15 protein-coding genes are annotated in these 15,646 nt (G+C 71.8%); 10 read left to right on the forward strand and 5 right to left on the reverse strand.

Annotation, left to right across the window (positions count from 1 at the left end; all coding sequences use genetic code 11):
• The first annotated feature begins 157 nt into the window (after positions 1 to 157).
• The 8 genes from P1P70_RS26420 to P1P70_RS26455 all read left to right on the forward strand — a co-directional run bounded on the left by P1P70_RS26420 (position 158) and on the right by P1P70_RS26455 (position 6,210).
• Positions 158 to 574, forward strand: a complete 417-nt coding sequence (locus tag P1P70_RS26420; RefSeq protein WP_319241943.1) for a hypothetical protein — start codon at positions 158 to 160, stop codon at positions 572 to 574.
• A gap of 283 nt (positions 575 to 857) precedes the next feature.
• Positions 858 to 2,012, forward strand: a complete 1,155-nt coding sequence (locus P1P70_RS26425) for a SchA/CurD-like domain-containing protein (protein ID WP_319241945.1) — start codon at positions 858 to 860, stop codon at positions 2,010 to 2,012.
• A 44-nt stretch (positions 2,013 to 2,056) separates the two neighbouring features.
• A complete protein-coding gene (locus tag P1P70_RS26430; RefSeq protein ID WP_319241947.1) occupies positions 2,057 to 2,512 on the forward strand; it encodes a cupin domain-containing protein in 456 nt (151 codons plus the stop codon).
• Complete coding sequence (locus P1P70_RS26435) at positions 2,509 to 3,777, forward strand: beta-ketoacyl-[acyl-carrier-protein] synthase family protein (RefSeq protein WP_319241949.1); 1,269 nt, start codon at positions 2,509 to 2,511, stop codon at positions 3,775 to 3,777. The genes P1P70_RS26430 and P1P70_RS26435 overlap by 4 nt, the downstream gene beginning before the upstream one ends.
• Positions 3,774 to 5,033: a beta-ketoacyl synthase N-terminal-like domain-containing protein gene (locus tag P1P70_RS26440; protein ID WP_319241951.1), complete on the forward strand. Its 1,260-nt coding sequence runs from the start codon at positions 3,774 to 3,776 to the stop codon at positions 5,031 to 5,033. The genes P1P70_RS26435 and P1P70_RS26440 overlap by 4 nt, the downstream gene beginning before the upstream one ends.
• 61 nt (positions 5,034 to 5,094) lie before the next feature.
• Positions 5,095 to 5,352, forward strand: coding sequence for an acyl carrier protein (locus P1P70_RS26445; RefSeq protein ID WP_319241953.1), 258 nt, complete (start codon positions 5,095 to 5,097; stop codon positions 5,350 to 5,352).
• A gap of 1 nt (position 5,353) precedes the next feature.
• Complete coding sequence (locus P1P70_RS26450; protein WP_319241955.1) at positions 5,354 to 5,833, forward strand: SRPBCC family protein; 480 nt, start codon at positions 5,354 to 5,356, stop codon at positions 5,831 to 5,833.
• A gap of 44 nt (positions 5,834 to 5,877) precedes the next feature.
• A complete protein-coding gene (locus P1P70_RS26455; RefSeq protein WP_319241957.1) occupies positions 5,878 to 6,210 on the forward strand; it encodes a TcmI family type II polyketide cyclase in 333 nt (110 codons plus the stop codon).
• Positions 6,211 to 6,267: 57 nt separating this feature from the next.
• Here P1P70_RS26455 and P1P70_RS26460 read toward each other — a convergent pair whose 3' ends face one another.
• The 4 genes from P1P70_RS26460 to P1P70_RS26475 all read right to left on the reverse strand — a co-directional run bounded on the left by P1P70_RS26460 (position 6,268) and on the right by P1P70_RS26475 (position 10,142).
• The gene (locus P1P70_RS26460; protein ID WP_413471549.1) at positions 6,268 to 7,377 is read right to left on the reverse strand and encodes a methyltransferase; all 1,110 of its coding nucleotides are present in this window, start codon (positions 7,375 to 7,377) and stop codon (positions 6,268 to 6,270) included.
• Between the two features lie 46 nt (positions 7,378 to 7,423).
• The gene (locus tag P1P70_RS26465) at positions 7,424 to 8,488 is read right to left on the reverse strand and encodes a right-handed parallel beta-helix repeat-containing protein (protein ID WP_319241959.1); all 1,065 of its coding nucleotides are present in this window, start codon (positions 8,486 to 8,488) and stop codon (positions 7,424 to 7,426) included.
• A gap of 95 nt (positions 8,489 to 8,583) precedes the next feature.
• Positions 8,584 to 9,783: a YihY/virulence factor BrkB family protein gene (locus P1P70_RS26470; RefSeq protein WP_319241961.1), complete on the reverse strand. Its 1,200-nt coding sequence runs from the start codon at positions 9,781 to 9,783 to the stop codon at positions 8,584 to 8,586.
• A gap of 56 nt (positions 9,784 to 9,839) precedes the next feature.
• Positions 9,840 to 10,142 (reverse strand): hypothetical protein, encoded by a 303-nt coding sequence (locus P1P70_RS26475; protein ID WP_319241963.1) that lies wholly within the window; start codon positions 10,140 to 10,142, stop codon positions 9,840 to 9,842.
• A gap of 394 nt (positions 10,143 to 10,536) precedes the next feature.
• Between P1P70_RS26475 and P1P70_RS26480 the strand changes: the two genes are divergently transcribed.
• Entirely contained in the window at positions 10,537 to 11,199 is a 663-nt protein-coding gene (locus P1P70_RS26480) for a DUF2637 domain-containing protein (RefSeq protein WP_319241965.1), read from the forward strand.
• A gap of 14 nt (positions 11,200 to 11,213) precedes the next feature.
• Here P1P70_RS26480 and P1P70_RS26485 read toward each other — a convergent pair whose 3' ends face one another.
• On the reverse strand, positions 11,214 to 13,748 hold the full coding sequence (locus tag P1P70_RS26485) for a SpoIIE family protein phosphatase (protein ID WP_319241967.1): 2,535 nt from the start codon (positions 13,746 to 13,748) through the stop codon (positions 11,214 to 11,216).
• A gap of 329 nt (positions 13,749 to 14,077) precedes the next feature.
• On the opposite strand from P1P70_RS26485, the gene P1P70_RS26490 reads away from it, so the two are divergent.
• Positions 14,078 to 15,535: an APC family permease gene (locus P1P70_RS26490; RefSeq protein ID WP_319241969.1), complete on the forward strand. Its 1,458-nt coding sequence runs from the start codon at positions 14,078 to 14,080 to the stop codon at positions 15,533 to 15,535.
• The last annotated feature ends 111 nt before the right edge of the window (positions 15,536 to 15,646 follow it).

Genomic DNA, 15,646 nt, shown 5'->3' on the forward strand with positions numbered 1-15,646 from the left:
TTCAGAGTAACGCAGCAAAACAGTTTTTTGCCCGTTTTGTGGGGTCGGGGGGGGGTATAAGAGAAAGGGTGGTGGTTGACGGTGGATCACGTCGGGGGCGGGTCACCACAGCTGACGAGGCGTCGGCTGCCCGCCCCGCCGACGGAAGGATCGTCAGATGCGCTCTGTTCGTTTGCTCATGGCCACCGGGGCGGCCTCCGCCCTCCTCGCGTTCGGCGCGCCCGTCGCGTACGCGTCCGGCGGCTGGGACGGCTCGGACTCCTCCCACGGCGAGGAGCACGCCCAGGGGCAGGACCAGACGGCCTCCGGGACCGCCCAGCGGGACGAGGGGTCCTGGAGCGGGAAGCAGGACGACGGCTCCTGGAGCGGCAAGCAGGAGGAAGGCTCCCGAGGCGGCGGACAGGACGAGGAGTCCTGGGGCGGCAAGCACGAGAAGCCCAGCGGCGGGATGCACACCGGCGGTGGCGGCCTCGCCGCCCCGGCCGTGACCGCGGGCGGGCTCGCCGTCCTGGCCGTCGCCGGGACCGGGCTGTACGCGGCGCGGCGCAGGAAGACCGCCGACGGCGTGGCCTGACCCGTGCCGGGCGCGATAGCCGCGTGACCGGCCGCGCCGCACGACGGCCCGGCCGGTCACCGCGAGACCTCCGCTGTCCGCGGCACCCGTCACCCGTCACCCGTCACCCGTCACCCGTCACCCGCCCGGAGCCTCCGTCACCCGCCCGGTGCACCGGTCACCCGCGCAGTGCATACGAGTCGCGCGCCCCGGGGGCCGGGCTCAGGATCGAGGCACGCCGACGTCACGCCGATCCGGCCGACGCTCGCCCTTGTCTGCCCCCCACCGAGGAGATGTGCGCAGGATGACCACCACGTCCGAACGTGTTTCGGAGTCACTGCGGCGACAGGTGTCGCAGCGTGTCTCCCAGTCCGTCTTCGACGGCTCCCGGCTCCGTGTCGTCCTCCTCGTGGACGTCTACGACGGTGCCCAGCAGCAGTTCCTGGAGGCGTACGAGCAACTGTGCAACCAGGTCGCGTCCGTCCCCGGGCACGTCAGCGACCAGCTGTGCCAGTCCATCGAGAACCCCTCCCAATGGCTCATCACCAGCGAGTGGGAGAGCGCCCCGCCCTTCCTCACCTGGGTCAACAGCGAGGAGCACGTGCAGATGGTGCGGCCGCTGCACGACTGCGTGCGCGACACCCGCTCGCTGCGCTTCCACATCGTCCGCGAGACCGGCGGCCCGGCGGTGGAGGCCGAGGCGGGCGAGCGCCGGCTGCAGACCTCGCCCCGGATCGGCGACGGCCTGATCCGGCACGCGCTCACCTTCACGGTCAAGCCCGGCAGCGAGGAGAAGGTCGCCAGGATCCTCGCCGACTACGCCGCGCCGGAGCCGAGGGTCGACGACACCACCCGGCTGTGCCGCACCTCCCTGTTCATGCACGGCAACCGGGTGGTCCGCGCCGTCGAGGTGCGCGGCGACCTGCTGGCCGCGCTGCGGCACGTCGCCCGGCAGCCCGAGGTACGGGCCGTCGAGGAGGCCATCAACCCCTATCTGGAGCAGGACCGCGACCTCGACGACCCGGACTCGGCCCGGGTCTTCTTCACTCGCGCGGCGCTGCCCGCCGTCCACCATGTGACGGCCGGCCAGGAGAGCCCGGACGCCGTACGGCACGCCTTGTACTACCCGGCCCGTGAGGGCCGCGGGCTGCGGCTGGCCGAACTGCTCGCCCGGCAGGACGAGGCGGCGGCGGACGACCCGCAGGGCCCGGTGCTGCGCAGCACGATCTTCCAGCGCGACGACATCGTGGTGCGGCTGGTCGACGTGCGCGGCGGCCTCGACGCCGACCCGGGCCCCGTGCTCGGGCTCACCGACCGCGCCCGCGCGGCCGAGCTGACGGCGCTCCTCGACGGCGACGCCCTCGGCATGGACGGCTCGCCGCGTGACGGCGCCCCCGCCCGCCTGCTCACGGTCGCCCGCATGGACCTCGTCACCGACCGCCGGGCGCCCGACGCCTGACCACCTCCCACCAGTCCGATGCAGCTCACGTTCGGAGGAACGTCGTGATCAATCGCCATCCCAGAGTCGTGGACGTCAGTGAGGTCGAGCCCAACACCCGGCGCGGCGGGGATCTGCGCGCCATGCTCACCCCCACCACGGTCGGCTCCACCAGCGGTTTCATGGGCGTGGCCATCGTGGCGCCCGGCGACCGCATCGCCGAGCACTACCACCCGTACTCCGAGGAGTTCATCTACGTCATCTGCGGGCAGCTGGAGGTCGACCTCGACGGCGAGGCCCACGAACTCCGGCCCGAGCAGGGGCTGCTGATCCCCGCCCACATGCGGCACCGCTTCCGCAACGTCGGCAACGTGGAGGCCCGCATGGTCTTCCACCTCGGCCCACTGGCCCCGAGCCCGCCGCTCGGCCACGTCGACACCGAGGACGCGAACGGCGTACCGATCCCGGTGGAGGCGGCGCACGCCGCACGGGCGGCCGAACACACCCGGGTCCGCGCATGACCAGGCGCGTGGCGGTCACCGGCATAGGCATCGTCGCCCCCGGCGGCATCGGCGTCCCGGCGTTCTGGGACCTCCTGGCGGGCGGCCGTACGGCGACGCGCGGCATCACCTTCTTCGACCCGTCCGGGCTGCGTTCGCGGATCGCCGCCGAGTGCGACTTCGACCCGGCGGCCCACGGACTGGACGCGGACCTGATCGCCCGCTGCGACCGGTACATCCAGTTCGCCCTGGTCGCCGGCGAGGAGGCGGTACGGGACTCCGGCCTCGACCTCGCCGCGGAGAACCCCTGGCGGGTCGGGGTGTCCCTGGGCACCGCTGTCGGCGGCACCACCCGGCTGGAGCACGACTACGTGCTGGTCAGCCACAGCGGCCGGCGCTGGGACGTGGACCACCGGGAGGCCGGTCCGCATCTGCACCGGGCGTTCGCGCCCAGCACCCTCGCCTCCACCGTCGCGGAACGCTTCGAGGCGCGCGGCCCGGTGCAGACCGTCTCCACCGGCTGCACCTCGGGCCTCGACGCCGTCGGATACGCCTTCCACACCATCGAGGAGGGCCGCGCCGACATCTGCATAGCCGGGGCGTCGGACTCGCCGATCTCCCCGATCACCATGGCCTGCTTCGACGCGATCAAGGCCACCTCCCCCGACAACGACGACCCGGCCCACGCCTCCCGCCCCTTCGACGCCGACCGCAACGGCTTCGTCATGGGCGAGGGCGGAGCCGTCCTCGTCCTGGAGGAGCTGGAGCACGCCCGGGCCCGGGGCGCGCACGTGTACTGCGAGATCGGGGGCTACGCCACCTTCGGCAACGCCTACCACATGACCGGTCTGACCACGGAGGGCCTGGAGATGGCGCGGGCCATCGAGGACGCCCTCGACCACGCACGCCTGGACCGCACGGCCGTCGACTACGTCAACGCGCACGGCTCGGGCACCAAGCAGAACGACCGGCACGAGACGGCGGCCGTCAAACGCACGCTCGGCGCGCACGCCTACGACACGCCCATGAGCTCCATCAAGTCCATGGTGGGCCACTCGCTCGGCGCGATCGGCGCCATCGAGGTCGTCGCCTGCGCGCTGGCCCTGGCCCACCAGGTCGTCCCGCCCACCGCGAACTACGAGACCCCCGACCCCGAGTGCGACCTGGACTACGTCCCGCGCGTCGCCCGCGAACGGAAGCTGACCAACGTGCTCTCCGTGGGCAGCGGGTTCGGCGGCTTCCAGTCCGCGGTGGTCATGAGTCTGCCGAGGGAGAAGACACGATGAGCGAACGGAGCAGGCGGCGTCCTCGGCGCGCGGCCGTCACCGGAATCGGCGTGGTCGCGCCCAACGGAACGAGCACCGAGACGTTCTGGAAGTCGACCCGGGAGGGCATCAGCGTCCTGGACCGGGTCACCCGCGAGGGCTGCGAGCACCTGCCGCTGCGGGTGGCCGGGGAAGTCCGCAACTTCGACCCGCCCTCGGCGGTCGAGGAGCGCTACCTCGTCCAGACCGACCGCTTCACGCACTTCGCGATGGCCGCCGCCGACCAGGCACTCGACGACGCCCGCCTCGACCGGTCCGAGACCGACGCGGCCCCGTTCTCGGTGGGCGTGGTCACGGCGGCCGGCTCCGGCGGCGGCGAGTTCGGGCAGCGGGAGCTGCAGCAGCTGTGGTCCAAGGGCAGCCGGTTCGTCGGCCCGTACCAGTCCATCGCCTGGTTCTACGCCGCGAGCACCGGCCAGATCTCCATCCGCCGGGGCTTCAAGGGCCCCTGCGGGGTGATCGCGTCCGACGAGGCCGGCGGTCTCGACGCCGTCGCGCACGCGGCGCGGGCCGTGCGGCGCGGCACCGACGTGATGGTGACCGGCGCGACGGAGGCGCCGCTCGCCCCCTACTCGGTGGTGTGCCAGCTCGGCTACCCGGAGCTGAGCACCGTGGCCGACCCGGAGCGTGCCTACCGCCCCTTCACCTCGGCAGCCTGCGGGTTCGTGCCCGCCGAGGGCGGCGCCATGCTCGTCGTGGAGGCCGAGGACACGGCCCGGGAACGCGGCGCTGCCGTCCGGGCCCACCTGGCGGGCCACGCGGCGACGTTCACCGGCGCCTCCCGCTGGGAGGAGTCCCGGGCGGGCCTCGCCGAGGCAATCCGGGGCGCCCTGGAGGAGGCGGGCTGCGCCCCCGAGGAGGTCGACGTGGTCTTCGCCGACGCCCTCGGCACCCCGGAGGCGGACCGCGCCGAGGCCCTGGCGATCACGGACGCCCTCGGCGCGCACGGCACCCGGGTCCCCGTCACGGCGCCGAAGACCGCCGTCGGCCGGGGCAACGGCGCGGCGGCCGTGCTGGACGTGGCGGCGGCGGTGCTCGCGATGGAGCACGGCGTCATCCCGCCCACCCCGAACGTCTTCGACGTCTGCCACGACCTCGACCTCGTCACCGCCCGCGCCCGCGCCGCCGAGCCGCGCACGGCGCTGGTCCTCAGCCGGGGCCTCATGGGGTCGAACTCGGCGCTGGTGCTGCGGCTCGGCCCCGGCGCCCCCTCCTGACCATCCCTCCCGACGCACCACCACCGCACCGACGCACCACCTCTGCACCAAGGAGAACCGCATGAGTGACCGCATCACCGTGGAAGAACTGTCCGAGCTGATGAAGAAGGCCGCCGGGGTCACCGTCACCCCGGAGGAGCTGCGGCAGCGCTACGAGTCCGGCTTCGACGTCCTCGGCATCGACTCGCTCGGCCTGCTCGGCATCGTCGGCGAACTGGAGAACCGGTACGGCACGCCGATGCCGCCGGACGCGGAGAAGTCCAAGAGCCCGAAGCAGTTCCTCGACCAGGTCAACAGCGCGCTGATGGCGGGAGCCTGAGATGGCCGGACACACGCAGAACGAGATCACCATCGCCGCGCCCGTCGACCTGGTCTGGGACATGACCAACGACGTGGCGAACTGGCCCCGGCTGTTCAGCGAGTACGCCAGCGCCGAGATCCTCTCCCGGGAGGGCGACCGGGTGACGTTCCGGCTGACGATGCACCCGGACGAGAACGGCAAGGTGTGGAGCTGGGTCTCGGAACGGGAGGCGGACCGCGAGACGCTCAGCGTGGAGGCCCGCCGCGTCGAGACCGGCCCCTTCGCCTACATGAACATCCTGTGGGAGTACGAGAAGGTCCCCGGCGGCACCCGCATGATGTGGACGCAGGACTTCTCCATGAAGCCGGACGCGCCGGTCGACGACGACTGGATGACCGACAACATCAACCGGAACTCCAAGGTCCAGATGGCCCTGATCCGGGACCGCATCGAGAAGGCCGCCGCCGAACAGGGCGCCGCGCCGGGTCTGACCGACTGAGACGGCCGAACCCGACCCCCGTATTCGGACGGAGAACGACACCCATGCACCAATCCCTGATCGTCGCCCGGATGGCCCCGGGCGCCGCCCCGGACATCGCCAAGATCTTCGAGGAGTCCGACCGGGGGGAGCTGCCGCACCTCATCGGGGTCTCCCGGCGCAGCCTCTTCCAGTTCGACGACGTGTACATCCACCTCGTCGAGTCCGAGCGGGACCCCACGCCCGTCATCACGAAGATGGCCGGACACCCCGAGTTCCGGGCCATCAGCGAACGCCTGTCGGCGTACGTCTCCGCGTACGACCCGGCGACCTGGCGTTCGCCGAAGGACGCGATGGCGAACTGCTTCTACCGCTGGGAGCGGGACGAACGCTCCTGAACGCACCGACGGGCCGCCGGGCACGCGCGTCGCGCGTGCCCGGCGGCCCGTCGCTCGTCATCCGGGGACGTGGCAGTCGAACGCGTGCAGATAGGCGTTGACCGGCCGTACGTCGTCGATGAGCAGCCCCGCGGCCGTCAGCCGGGAGGACATGCTCGCGGTGGTGTGCTTGGCCCCGCCGACGTTGAGGAGCAGCAGCAGGTCCATGGCGGTGCTGAACCGCATCGACGGCGAGTCGTCGACGAGGTTCTCGATGACGACGACCCGGGTGCCGGGGCCGCCCGCCCCGATGACGTTGCGCAGCAGCCGGGCGGTGCTGTCGTCGTCCCACTCCAGGATGTTCTTGATGACGTAGGTGTCGGCCCGGACCGGGACGGCCTCGCGGCAGTCGCCGGGGACGACGCGGGTGCGGTCCGCGAGCGCGCCGCCCGGTCGCAGCCGGGGGTCGGCGTTCTGCACCACACGCGGCAGGTCGAGCAGGGTGCCGTGCAGCTCGGGGTACTTCTCCAGCAGGCTGGCGACCACATGGCCCTGTCCCCCGCCGATGTCGGCGACGGACGAACTCCCCGACAGATCAAGGAACTCGGCGACGTCCCGCGCGGACTGGACGCTGGACGTCGTCATGGCCCGGTTGAAGACGTCCGCCGACTCCGGGGCGTCCTCGTTGAGGTAGACGAAGAACTCCTTGCCGTACAGGTCCTCGACGACGTTGTGGCCGGTGCGCACGGCCTCGTCGAGCTTCGGCCAGGCGTCCCAGGTCCACGGTTCGGTGCACCACAGGGCGATGGCGCGCAGGCTGTGCGGGTCGTCCTCGCGCAGCAGCCGGGACATGTCGGTGTGCGCGAACGTCCCGTCGGGCCGTTCGGTGAACACGCCGTGGCAGGACAGGGCCCGCAACAGCCGCCGCAGCGGCTTCGGTTGGGCCTTCACCGCCGCCGCGAGGTCCTCCGCCGACAGCGGGGTGTCGCCGAGGGCGTCGGCGACCCCGAGCCGGGCTGCGGCACGCAGGGCGCCGGCGACCGCCGCGCCGAAGACGAGCTCCCTGAACCGCATGGGTGGCGGCGGGGCGGCCTGGGTCCCGTGGGCGGAGGTGTGGACGGCCTGGGTCCGCGTGGTGCGGGCGGAGGGTGACGGCTCCCCCGCCGGTCTGGTCTGAGCGGTCGTCATACGACGCCTTCCTTCTTCGAGTTCATGGACGACCTCGGCCGGTCGCTCAGCACAGTCCGGCGGGCTTGGACGCCGCGCAGGTGTTGCCCGAGAAGGTGTTGCCCTTGCCGGCGGTGTCGGTGTTGACGATGTCCGCCGGGGAGTTGTTCTCCAGCACGTTCTCGGTGATCCGGTTCCGCTCGCTGGTGGTGCCCACGAAGCTCTTCCACACGACGATGCCGCCCGACAGCGGGGAGGCGCCGGCGTTGCCGGTGATCCGGTTCCGCGTGACCAGGGTGTCCTCGGCGCCGGTCAGCACGATGCCGGTGCCCTGGAGGGCGTCCAGTCGCGCGGTCTTCGGGCAGGACTTGTTGTTGCGGTCGATGAGGTTGTCGCGCACGGTCAGGGCGCCGGCCCTCGGCATGTTCTCGTCGCCGACGACGAAGACGCCCGCGCAGTTGCCGGTGAGGTGGTTGTCCGCGACGGTGAGGTTGCGCAGGCGCCGGACGGTGAGGCCGATCCGGTTGCCCTCCAGGCGGTTGTGGGCGACGACGGTGCCGCCGCTGTCCGTGGCGCCCTGCTCGGCCTTGACGGTGTTCGCGAGGAACAGACCGGCGTCGCCGTTGTCCCGGGCGGTGTTCTTGCGGAACACGCCGCGCACCGAACGCTCCTGGGCGATGCCCCACACACCGTTCTTCACGGCCGTCACGTGCCGCACGGTCAGCCGGTCGGTGTCCTGCGCGAACACCCCGGACCCGGTGAAGCCGGTCACGGTCAGGTTGGCGACGGTGACGTCCTCGACCTTGTGGTCCTTCGTCCCGATCACGCAGATGCCGTTGCCCGCGTCACCGCACCCGTCGGCGGCCTTCTTCACGGCCGGTTCGACGACGGTACGCGGGCCCATGCCGCGCAGGGTGATGCCATGGGTGCCGATCCGGACGCTCTCGCGGTAGGTGCCGGAGGCCACGAGCACGGTGTCCCCGGACGCCGCCGCGTCGACCGCCTGCTGGATGGACTCGCCGGGGAAGACCACATGGGTCGGATGGTGGGCGACGGCCTGCGGGGCGGCCCCGAGCCCCACCCCGACGACCGCCGCGACGCATGCCAGATAGCCAATATGCCATTTCTTCATATTCCGCAAGATATGACCATGAACCGCGCGAACCGGCCCGATGGTCCATCCGACGGCGTGTCCCCGCGCCGCCCGTCAGCCACCGTCATCGACTGTCATTGCCCGTCGGCGCCGAGGCGCCGTCGGTCCTCCTCGTCCCACGTGCGGGTGTCGCGCGGTTCGACGTACGGCTCCTCGTGCGGCGGATGGCCACCCGCCAGGGCACGCTGACGCGCCAGTTCGGCGTCGAACTCCAGACCGAGGAGGATCGCCAGATTGGTGATCCACAGCCACACCAGGAAGATGATCACTCCGGCGATGGCGCCGTAGGTCCGGTTGTACGAACCGAAGTTGGCCACGTAGAACGCGAAGCCGGCCGAGGCCACCATCCAGATCAGCAGGGCGAGCAGACTGCCCGGGGTGATCCAGCGGAAACCGCGGACCTTGGCGTTCGGGGTGGCCCAGTACAGGACCGCGATCATGATCGTGACCAGCAGGACCAGCACCGGCCACTTCGCGATCGACCACACGGTGAGCGCCGTGTCACCGACCCCGAGCGCGGTGCCGACCTCCTTGGCGAGGGCGCCGGTGAACACCACGATCAGGGCGCTGATCACCGCCATCACCATCAGCACCACCGTCACCCCGACCCGGACCGGCAGCACCTTCCACACCGGACGGCCCTCGGGGACGTCGTACACCGCGTTCGCGCTCCTGATGAACGCCGCGACATAGCCGGAGGCCGACCACACCGCGAGCACCAGGCCCACGATCGCCATGATCGAACCCAGCCCGGCATTGCCCTGCATCTGCTGGACGGCGTTGGTGAGGACGTCCCGCGCGGCGCCGGGGGCGAGCTGCTGGATGTTGTCCAGCACCTGCTGCGTCGCCGAGCGCCCGACGATCCCCAGCAGGGAGACGAGCGCCAGCAGCGCCGGGAACAGGGCGAGGATCCCGTAGTAGGTCAGCGCCGCCGCCCGGTCGGTCAGCTCGTCCTTCTTGAACTCCTTCACGGTGCCCTTCAGCACCGCCCACCAGGAGCGTTTCGGCAGGTCGGTGGGGCTGTCCGGCGCCCGCCGCTCCACCTCCTCGTCGGGCCCGGCCGTGGGCGCCGCCCGCGCGGCCCCGCCCTCGTCGCCGCGCCCGGCCCCCTCGTAGCGGTCGGCCTGCTCGCCGCGCTCGACCTCCTCGTCGCGCTCGACCTCCTCGTCGCGCGCGAACCGGTCGTCGCGCTCGACCTGGTCGGTGTGCCCGCCGTAACCCGGGTGCCCACCGTGCCGTCCATGCCCTCTGTGCCGTTTCAGCGTTCGCATCATGCCGTGCGGGTAACCGACCGGGCACGGCTTATACGTGCACATTCACGGCAAATAGTTCAGCGCGGGGCGCGGGGCGGTCGTAGTGGTCCGGTGTGACGACCTCCGTGACCGCGCGGGCGACCAGCGAGCGCGGTGGCCGTGCACGTCTTCGTCTCGCTGCCGATCCTCATGAACAGGCCGGGGGTCATCGGCCGGCGGGTGACGGTGTCGGCGACCCCGGGGATGCCGGCCTCGCGGCGGACGCCCTCGACGGCTTGGTCCAGACGGGCGGTCAGTGCGGGGCCGACCGCCGCGCGGACAGTCGTTCTTGTCGTACCGGCCCTTGTCGTATCGGCCTTTGTCGTACCGGCCTTCGTCATACCGGCCGGCCGCCGCGTGCACGGACGTCGCGGGTGTCGTCGCCAACGGGGCCGGCACGGACGCCACCAGCAGCGCGGCGGCGAACGGACGGCGGAGGGGTGCGTCGCATGTCGGGGCGCCTTTCCCGAAGCGGGGTCTCGAAGGGGCAGGCGTCACCGTCCGAGCCTTGGGCAGAGGCCTCTGCCCCGTACACGTTCCGCGAGTTCACTCGTTCGGATGCGGCCGGTAGTTCTCTGTTTCAACGGCCATTCACCGCGGTTCGCTCCTCGCGGAAATCAGCGCCGATCGCTATTCTCCCGAATGCCCAAAATCAGGCTCGGCATCCCCTCGTGCCGGTCGGAAAAGCGGATTGCTCATGGAGCAGGATTCAAAATGAGAACCGATTATGATTCGGTGGATCAAAACCCTGACGGGGTTCAGCAGATCGACACACAGCCCATCTGGCTCCCGGGCCCGCGCGCCGCTTCGGACGTATGGGACCCGGACGCCGAGCTGATCCAGATGGCGTACGCGACGCACGGCCTGGTTCCCGAACCGACGCTGTCGGCCGTCCGTGACCTCCCGCGCCGCCCGGTCAGCCGGCGACGTCCCCGGCCGGGTGCCCATTTCTTCGCCAGGAACCCGAGGATCGTCCCCGTCGCACTGTTGATCACGGCTATCGCCGTATGCGCACTGACCATGCTTTTTTGGTCCGTCTCCTATTCATACATTCAGCTGCGCGACATCGCGCTGCTGGTGGTGTCGGAGCATCTCGCGCGCTGGTGGCCGCTGACCGTGTACGGGCCGTGGCTGCTGGCGGGTCTGTCGATCATCCGGGCGTCCGTGCAACAGCGCACCGCCCGGCGGTCCTGGGCGGTGATGCTGCTCGCGTCCGGCACCGCGGTCGCGTTGTGCATCGGCCAGTCACCGAGCTCCCTGCTGGCGATGGTGATCGTGGGAATTCCGCCCATCACCGCGCTGGTCTGTTTCCGTGAACTCGTCGGTCAGTTCTCGTCCGGACCCGGTCCCCGGCACGCCGCAGACACCCTCGCCGGCACCAAGCAGGACCGGCGGTAGGACGGCCGCGCACGTCATCCGAGGGTCTGTTCCGTCCAGATCGTCTTGCCCGTCGGGGTGGGGCGGGTGCCCCAGCGCTGGGTGAGCTGGGCGACCAGGAGCAGACCCCGGCCGCCTTCGTCGTAGCTGCGGGCGCGCCGCATGTGGGGTGCCGTGCTGCTGGCGTCCGAGACCTCGCAGATGAGGCTCTCGTCGTGGATGAGCCGCAGCCGGACGGGCGGCTCGGCGTGCCGGATGGCGTTGGTGACCAGTTCGCTGACGACCAGCTCGGTGACGAAGGCCGCGTCGTTCAGGCCCCAGGCCTCCAGTCGGCCGAGCGCGTTCTTGCGGGCCTCGGCGACGGCCGAGGGGTCGGCGGCCACGTCCCAGGTGGCGACCCGGTCCGGGTCGAGGGCGCGGGGCCGGGCGAGGAGCAGGGCCACGTCGTCGCTGGGCCGTTCCGGCAGTACGGAGCCCAGGACCCGGTCGCACAGCGCGTCCAGGGAGGTGGCGGCGGGCGCGGCGAGGGCCCGGCACAGTCGGGTGATGCCGTCGTCGATGTCGGTGCGGGCGCCGTCGTCCGCACCGCCGCGGGACCCGATCAGGCCGTCGGTGTAGAGGGCGAGCAGGCCGCCCTCGGGCAGCTCGGTCTCCAGTGACTCGAAGGGCAGACCGCCCAGGCCCAGCGGGGGCCCCGCCGGGATGTCGAGCAGGCGGGCGGTGCCGTCGGGGCCCACCACGACCGGCGGCGGATGCCCGGCCCGCGCGAGCGTGCACCGACGCGACACGGGGTCGTAGACGACGTACAGACACGTCGCGCCGACGACTGCGGCGGTCACGCCGGCCGTGCCGCCCCCGGTGAGCCCGCCCCGGCCGCGGTCGCCCGTCCCGGCGAACCGTTCCGCGGCCTCCGCCTCGGTGGCCAGGCGGGCCACCAGGTCGTCCAGGTGGGTGAGGAGTTCGTCGGGGGGCAGGTCGAGGTCGGCGAGGGTGCGGACGGCGGTGCGCAGCCGGCCCATGGTCGCGGAGGCGTGGATACCGTGGCCGACGACGTCGCCGACGACGAGCGCCACCCTGGCACCGGAGAGCGGGATCACGTCGAACCAGTCGCCGCCCACCCCGGCGCGGGCCCCGGCCGGGAGATAGCGGGAGGCCACCTCCACCCCGGCCTGCTCGGGCAGGCTCTGCGGCAGCAGGCTGCGCTGGAGGGTGACGGCGGTGCCGCGTTCGCGCGCGTAGCGCAGGGCGTTGTCGATGCTGACCGCCGCCCGGGCCGCCAGCTCCTCGGCGAGGACGAGGTCGTCCTCCTCGAAGGGGTCGGGGTGCCGGTGGCGGGCGAAGACGGCGACGCCCAGGGTGGTGCCGCGAGCGGTGAGCGGCACGGTCATCGCCGAGTGGAAGCCGAATTCGCGGACGCTGGCGGCCCTCAGCGGGTCCTCGGCCACCCAGTCGGCGATCGCGGGCTCGGTCACCTGGAACAGCACGGCACGCCCCGACCGCAGACTCCGCACCGGCGGCGAACCGTCCGGGTACTCGTCGACCTCGCCGGGGGCGACGACCGCCTCGGGCGTCCCCTGGTGGACGGACCGGTGGGCGATGCGCCGCAGGGCGAGGGGACGGCCCGCAGCGGGCAGTCGGAAAGCCCGGCCGTACTCCTCCGCCGCCCCGAGGAGGGAGGTGCCGTCGTCGAGGGAGGCCAGCAGGTCGACGCTGATGAAGTCGGCGAGGTCCGGAACGGCGGTGTCCGCCAGTTCCTGGGCCGTCCGCGTCACGTCGAGGGTGCTGCCGATACGCCGGCCCGCCTCGGCGATCAGCTGGAGGCGTTTGCGGGCCCAGTACTGCTCGGTCACGTCGTGCCCGGTGGTGGCCACGCCGAGGACGTGGCCGTCCTCGTCCTGCAGCCGGTAGAGGTCGACCGACCAGGCGTGCTCGCGGGTCTCGCCGGGGGCGCGCGCGTGGTTCTCCACGTGCTGCGGTTCACCCGTCTCCAGGGTGAGCCTCATCAGCCGCTCGACCTCCCCGGCGGCGGGATCTTCCAAGGCCTCCGACAGGCGCAGCCCGCGCAGGTCGTCGTCGTCCAGGCCCAGCGCTTCGCGCGAGCCCCGGTTGGAGACGCGGTACCGCAGGTCCGTGTCGTGCACCGAGGTCGCGCAGAACGGGGAGTCCAGGAAGCCGTGCAGCGCGAGCGTGTCGTCGCCGGGACGGGGCCGCGTCCCCGCCAGGGCGGAGACCAGGAACCAGTCGCGGACCCCGCAGTAGGACGTGCGGTGGTGCGCCAGCACCCTGGCCTCCAGACGGCGGCCGTCGCGGTGCCTGAGGACGAGGGTGCCGTGCCAGCGCGGCAGGTCGGAGAAGGCCGGGAGGTCGTCCGCCGGGGCCTCCTCGGCGAGCAGGGAGGCCGCGGGCAGGCCCAGGATCTGCGTCGGGGTGTACCCGAGGAGGCGTTCCGCGCCGGCGCTCCAGCCGGTGACGGTGCCCTGTTCGTCGACGGTGGCCCGCGCGGTGAGCGCCTCACCGACGGTGTCCCGGCCGGGGCCCGCTCCGGTTGCGTCGACCACACGCCGTTCCATGCCCACTCATCTCGCTCTCACCGAGTCCGCACCCAGCGTCCGCACCCAAGCGAGGCCGCACCCCGCCGAGGCCCGCACTCCACTCCTACTTTCGATATGTCCCACTACATCCTTTTCACACTATTCCTCGACCGCCGGATAGGCATCGACTCCCCGTCGGACACCGCTTTCGCGTGCCCGCGCCGGACGCACACGGAACGTCGTAAGTACCCGAACAATCTGTGGCCCTACACGTGTCACTCCCTTGCCAGCCAGGCGTGTTGGAGCAAACATGGGGCAGCTCGTTTGAGCCGAAACCAAACTCTTCCCCTCCGCCCGACAGGTGAACCATGTCCACAAGTGCGCCCAGAACCCGGCACGCGGCCGGCGACGGTTACGCGTCCACCGGCTCCCTCAAACAGAACGCGCTCGGCGTCCTGGGCATCCTCTTCTTCGTCCTCTCCGCACAGGCACCACTGACCGGTGTCGCCGGAGCGGCACCGGTGGCGATAGCCATCGGCAACGGCCCGGGCGTCCCCGCGATGTACCTCGTGGCCGGCGTCGTCGTCCTGCTGTTCTCCGTCGGCTACGTCGCGATGGGCCGCCACGTCGTCGACGCGGGCGCCTTCTACTCGTACGTCGGCAAGGGCCTCGGCGGTACGGCGGCCGCGGGCAGCGCGGGTGTGGCACTCCTCGCCTACCACGCCATCCAGGCGGCGGTGTACGGCCTGTTCGGTGCCGTGATGAACGGGCTGGCGCTGCAGTACCTGGAGACGGACATCCCCTGGTGGCTGTTCGCGCTCGGCACGATGGTGGTCGTACAGGTGCTCGGCGCGACCGGTGTCGACGTGGGCGCCAAGGTGCTCGCCGTGTTCGTGCTCGCCGAGATCAGCCTGCTGCTGGTCTTCGCCGTGGTGATGCTTTTCAAGGGCGGCGGCCCCGAGGGACTGGCCCCCGGCTCCTCCTTCTCCCTGTCGGCGGCGCTCGACGGCGCGCCCGGGGTGGCGCTGATGTTCGCCGTGGCGTCGATGTTCGGTTTCGAGGCGACCGCGATCTACGGCGAGGAGGCGCGCGAGCCGCACCGCACCGTCCCCCGGGCCACCTACCTGGCGGTCGTCCTCGTCACCGCGTTCTTCGCCTTCACGTCCTGGATGCTGATCTCCGCGCACGGCCCCTCCTCCAGCGCGGCCGCCGCGGGCAAGGCCCTGGAGGCCGGGGACGGCGCCGGTTTCGTCGCCGCGCCGGTCTCCGCCGAACTCGGCGCGTGGGCGGGCGACGCGCTGCCGATCCTGCTGGCCACCTCGCTCTTCGCCAGCATCCTGGCGTTCCACAACTCCGCCAACCGCTACCTGTTCTCGCTGGGCCGGGAGGGGCTGCTGCCGCGCTCCCTGAGTTCGCTCAACGGCCGCCAGTCGCCGTGGCTCGCGGGTGTCGTGCAGACCGGTGTGGCCGCGCTGCTGGTGTTCCCCTTCGCGCTGGCCGGCAAGGACCCCGTCCTCACGCTCTTCTCCTGGCTCAGCGGTCTCGCCGTACTGGCGATCATGCTGCTGTACCTGCTGACCTCGGTGTCGGTCATCGTGTACTTCCGCCACGAGCGGTCCGGCGACACGCGGCTCTGGAACACGCTGATCGCCCCCGCCCTGGGCGCGGGCGGTATCGCCTGTGCGATCTGGCTGATCATCGCCAACTTCACCACGCTCATCGGCGGCGACACCACGACGGCGGTGTGGCTGGCCCTGGCGGTGCCGGCGGCGTTGGTGGCGGGCATGGCGATGCCGATGCTCGCGGGGTCGCCGAACCGGAGGTAGGGGCGGGCTGCTGCGGTGCGTTGCCGGGTGCGGGTGCATGGGGGCTGGTCTTTCAGGGGCGCGGGGAACTGCGCGAGAAGCCCCACCGGAGCCGCACCCGCCGACGCACCC

Source organism: Streptomyces sp. MB09-02B (assembly GCF_033794485.1).
Lineage (GTDB): Bacteria > Actinomycetota > Actinomycetes > Streptomycetales > Streptomycetaceae > Streptomyces.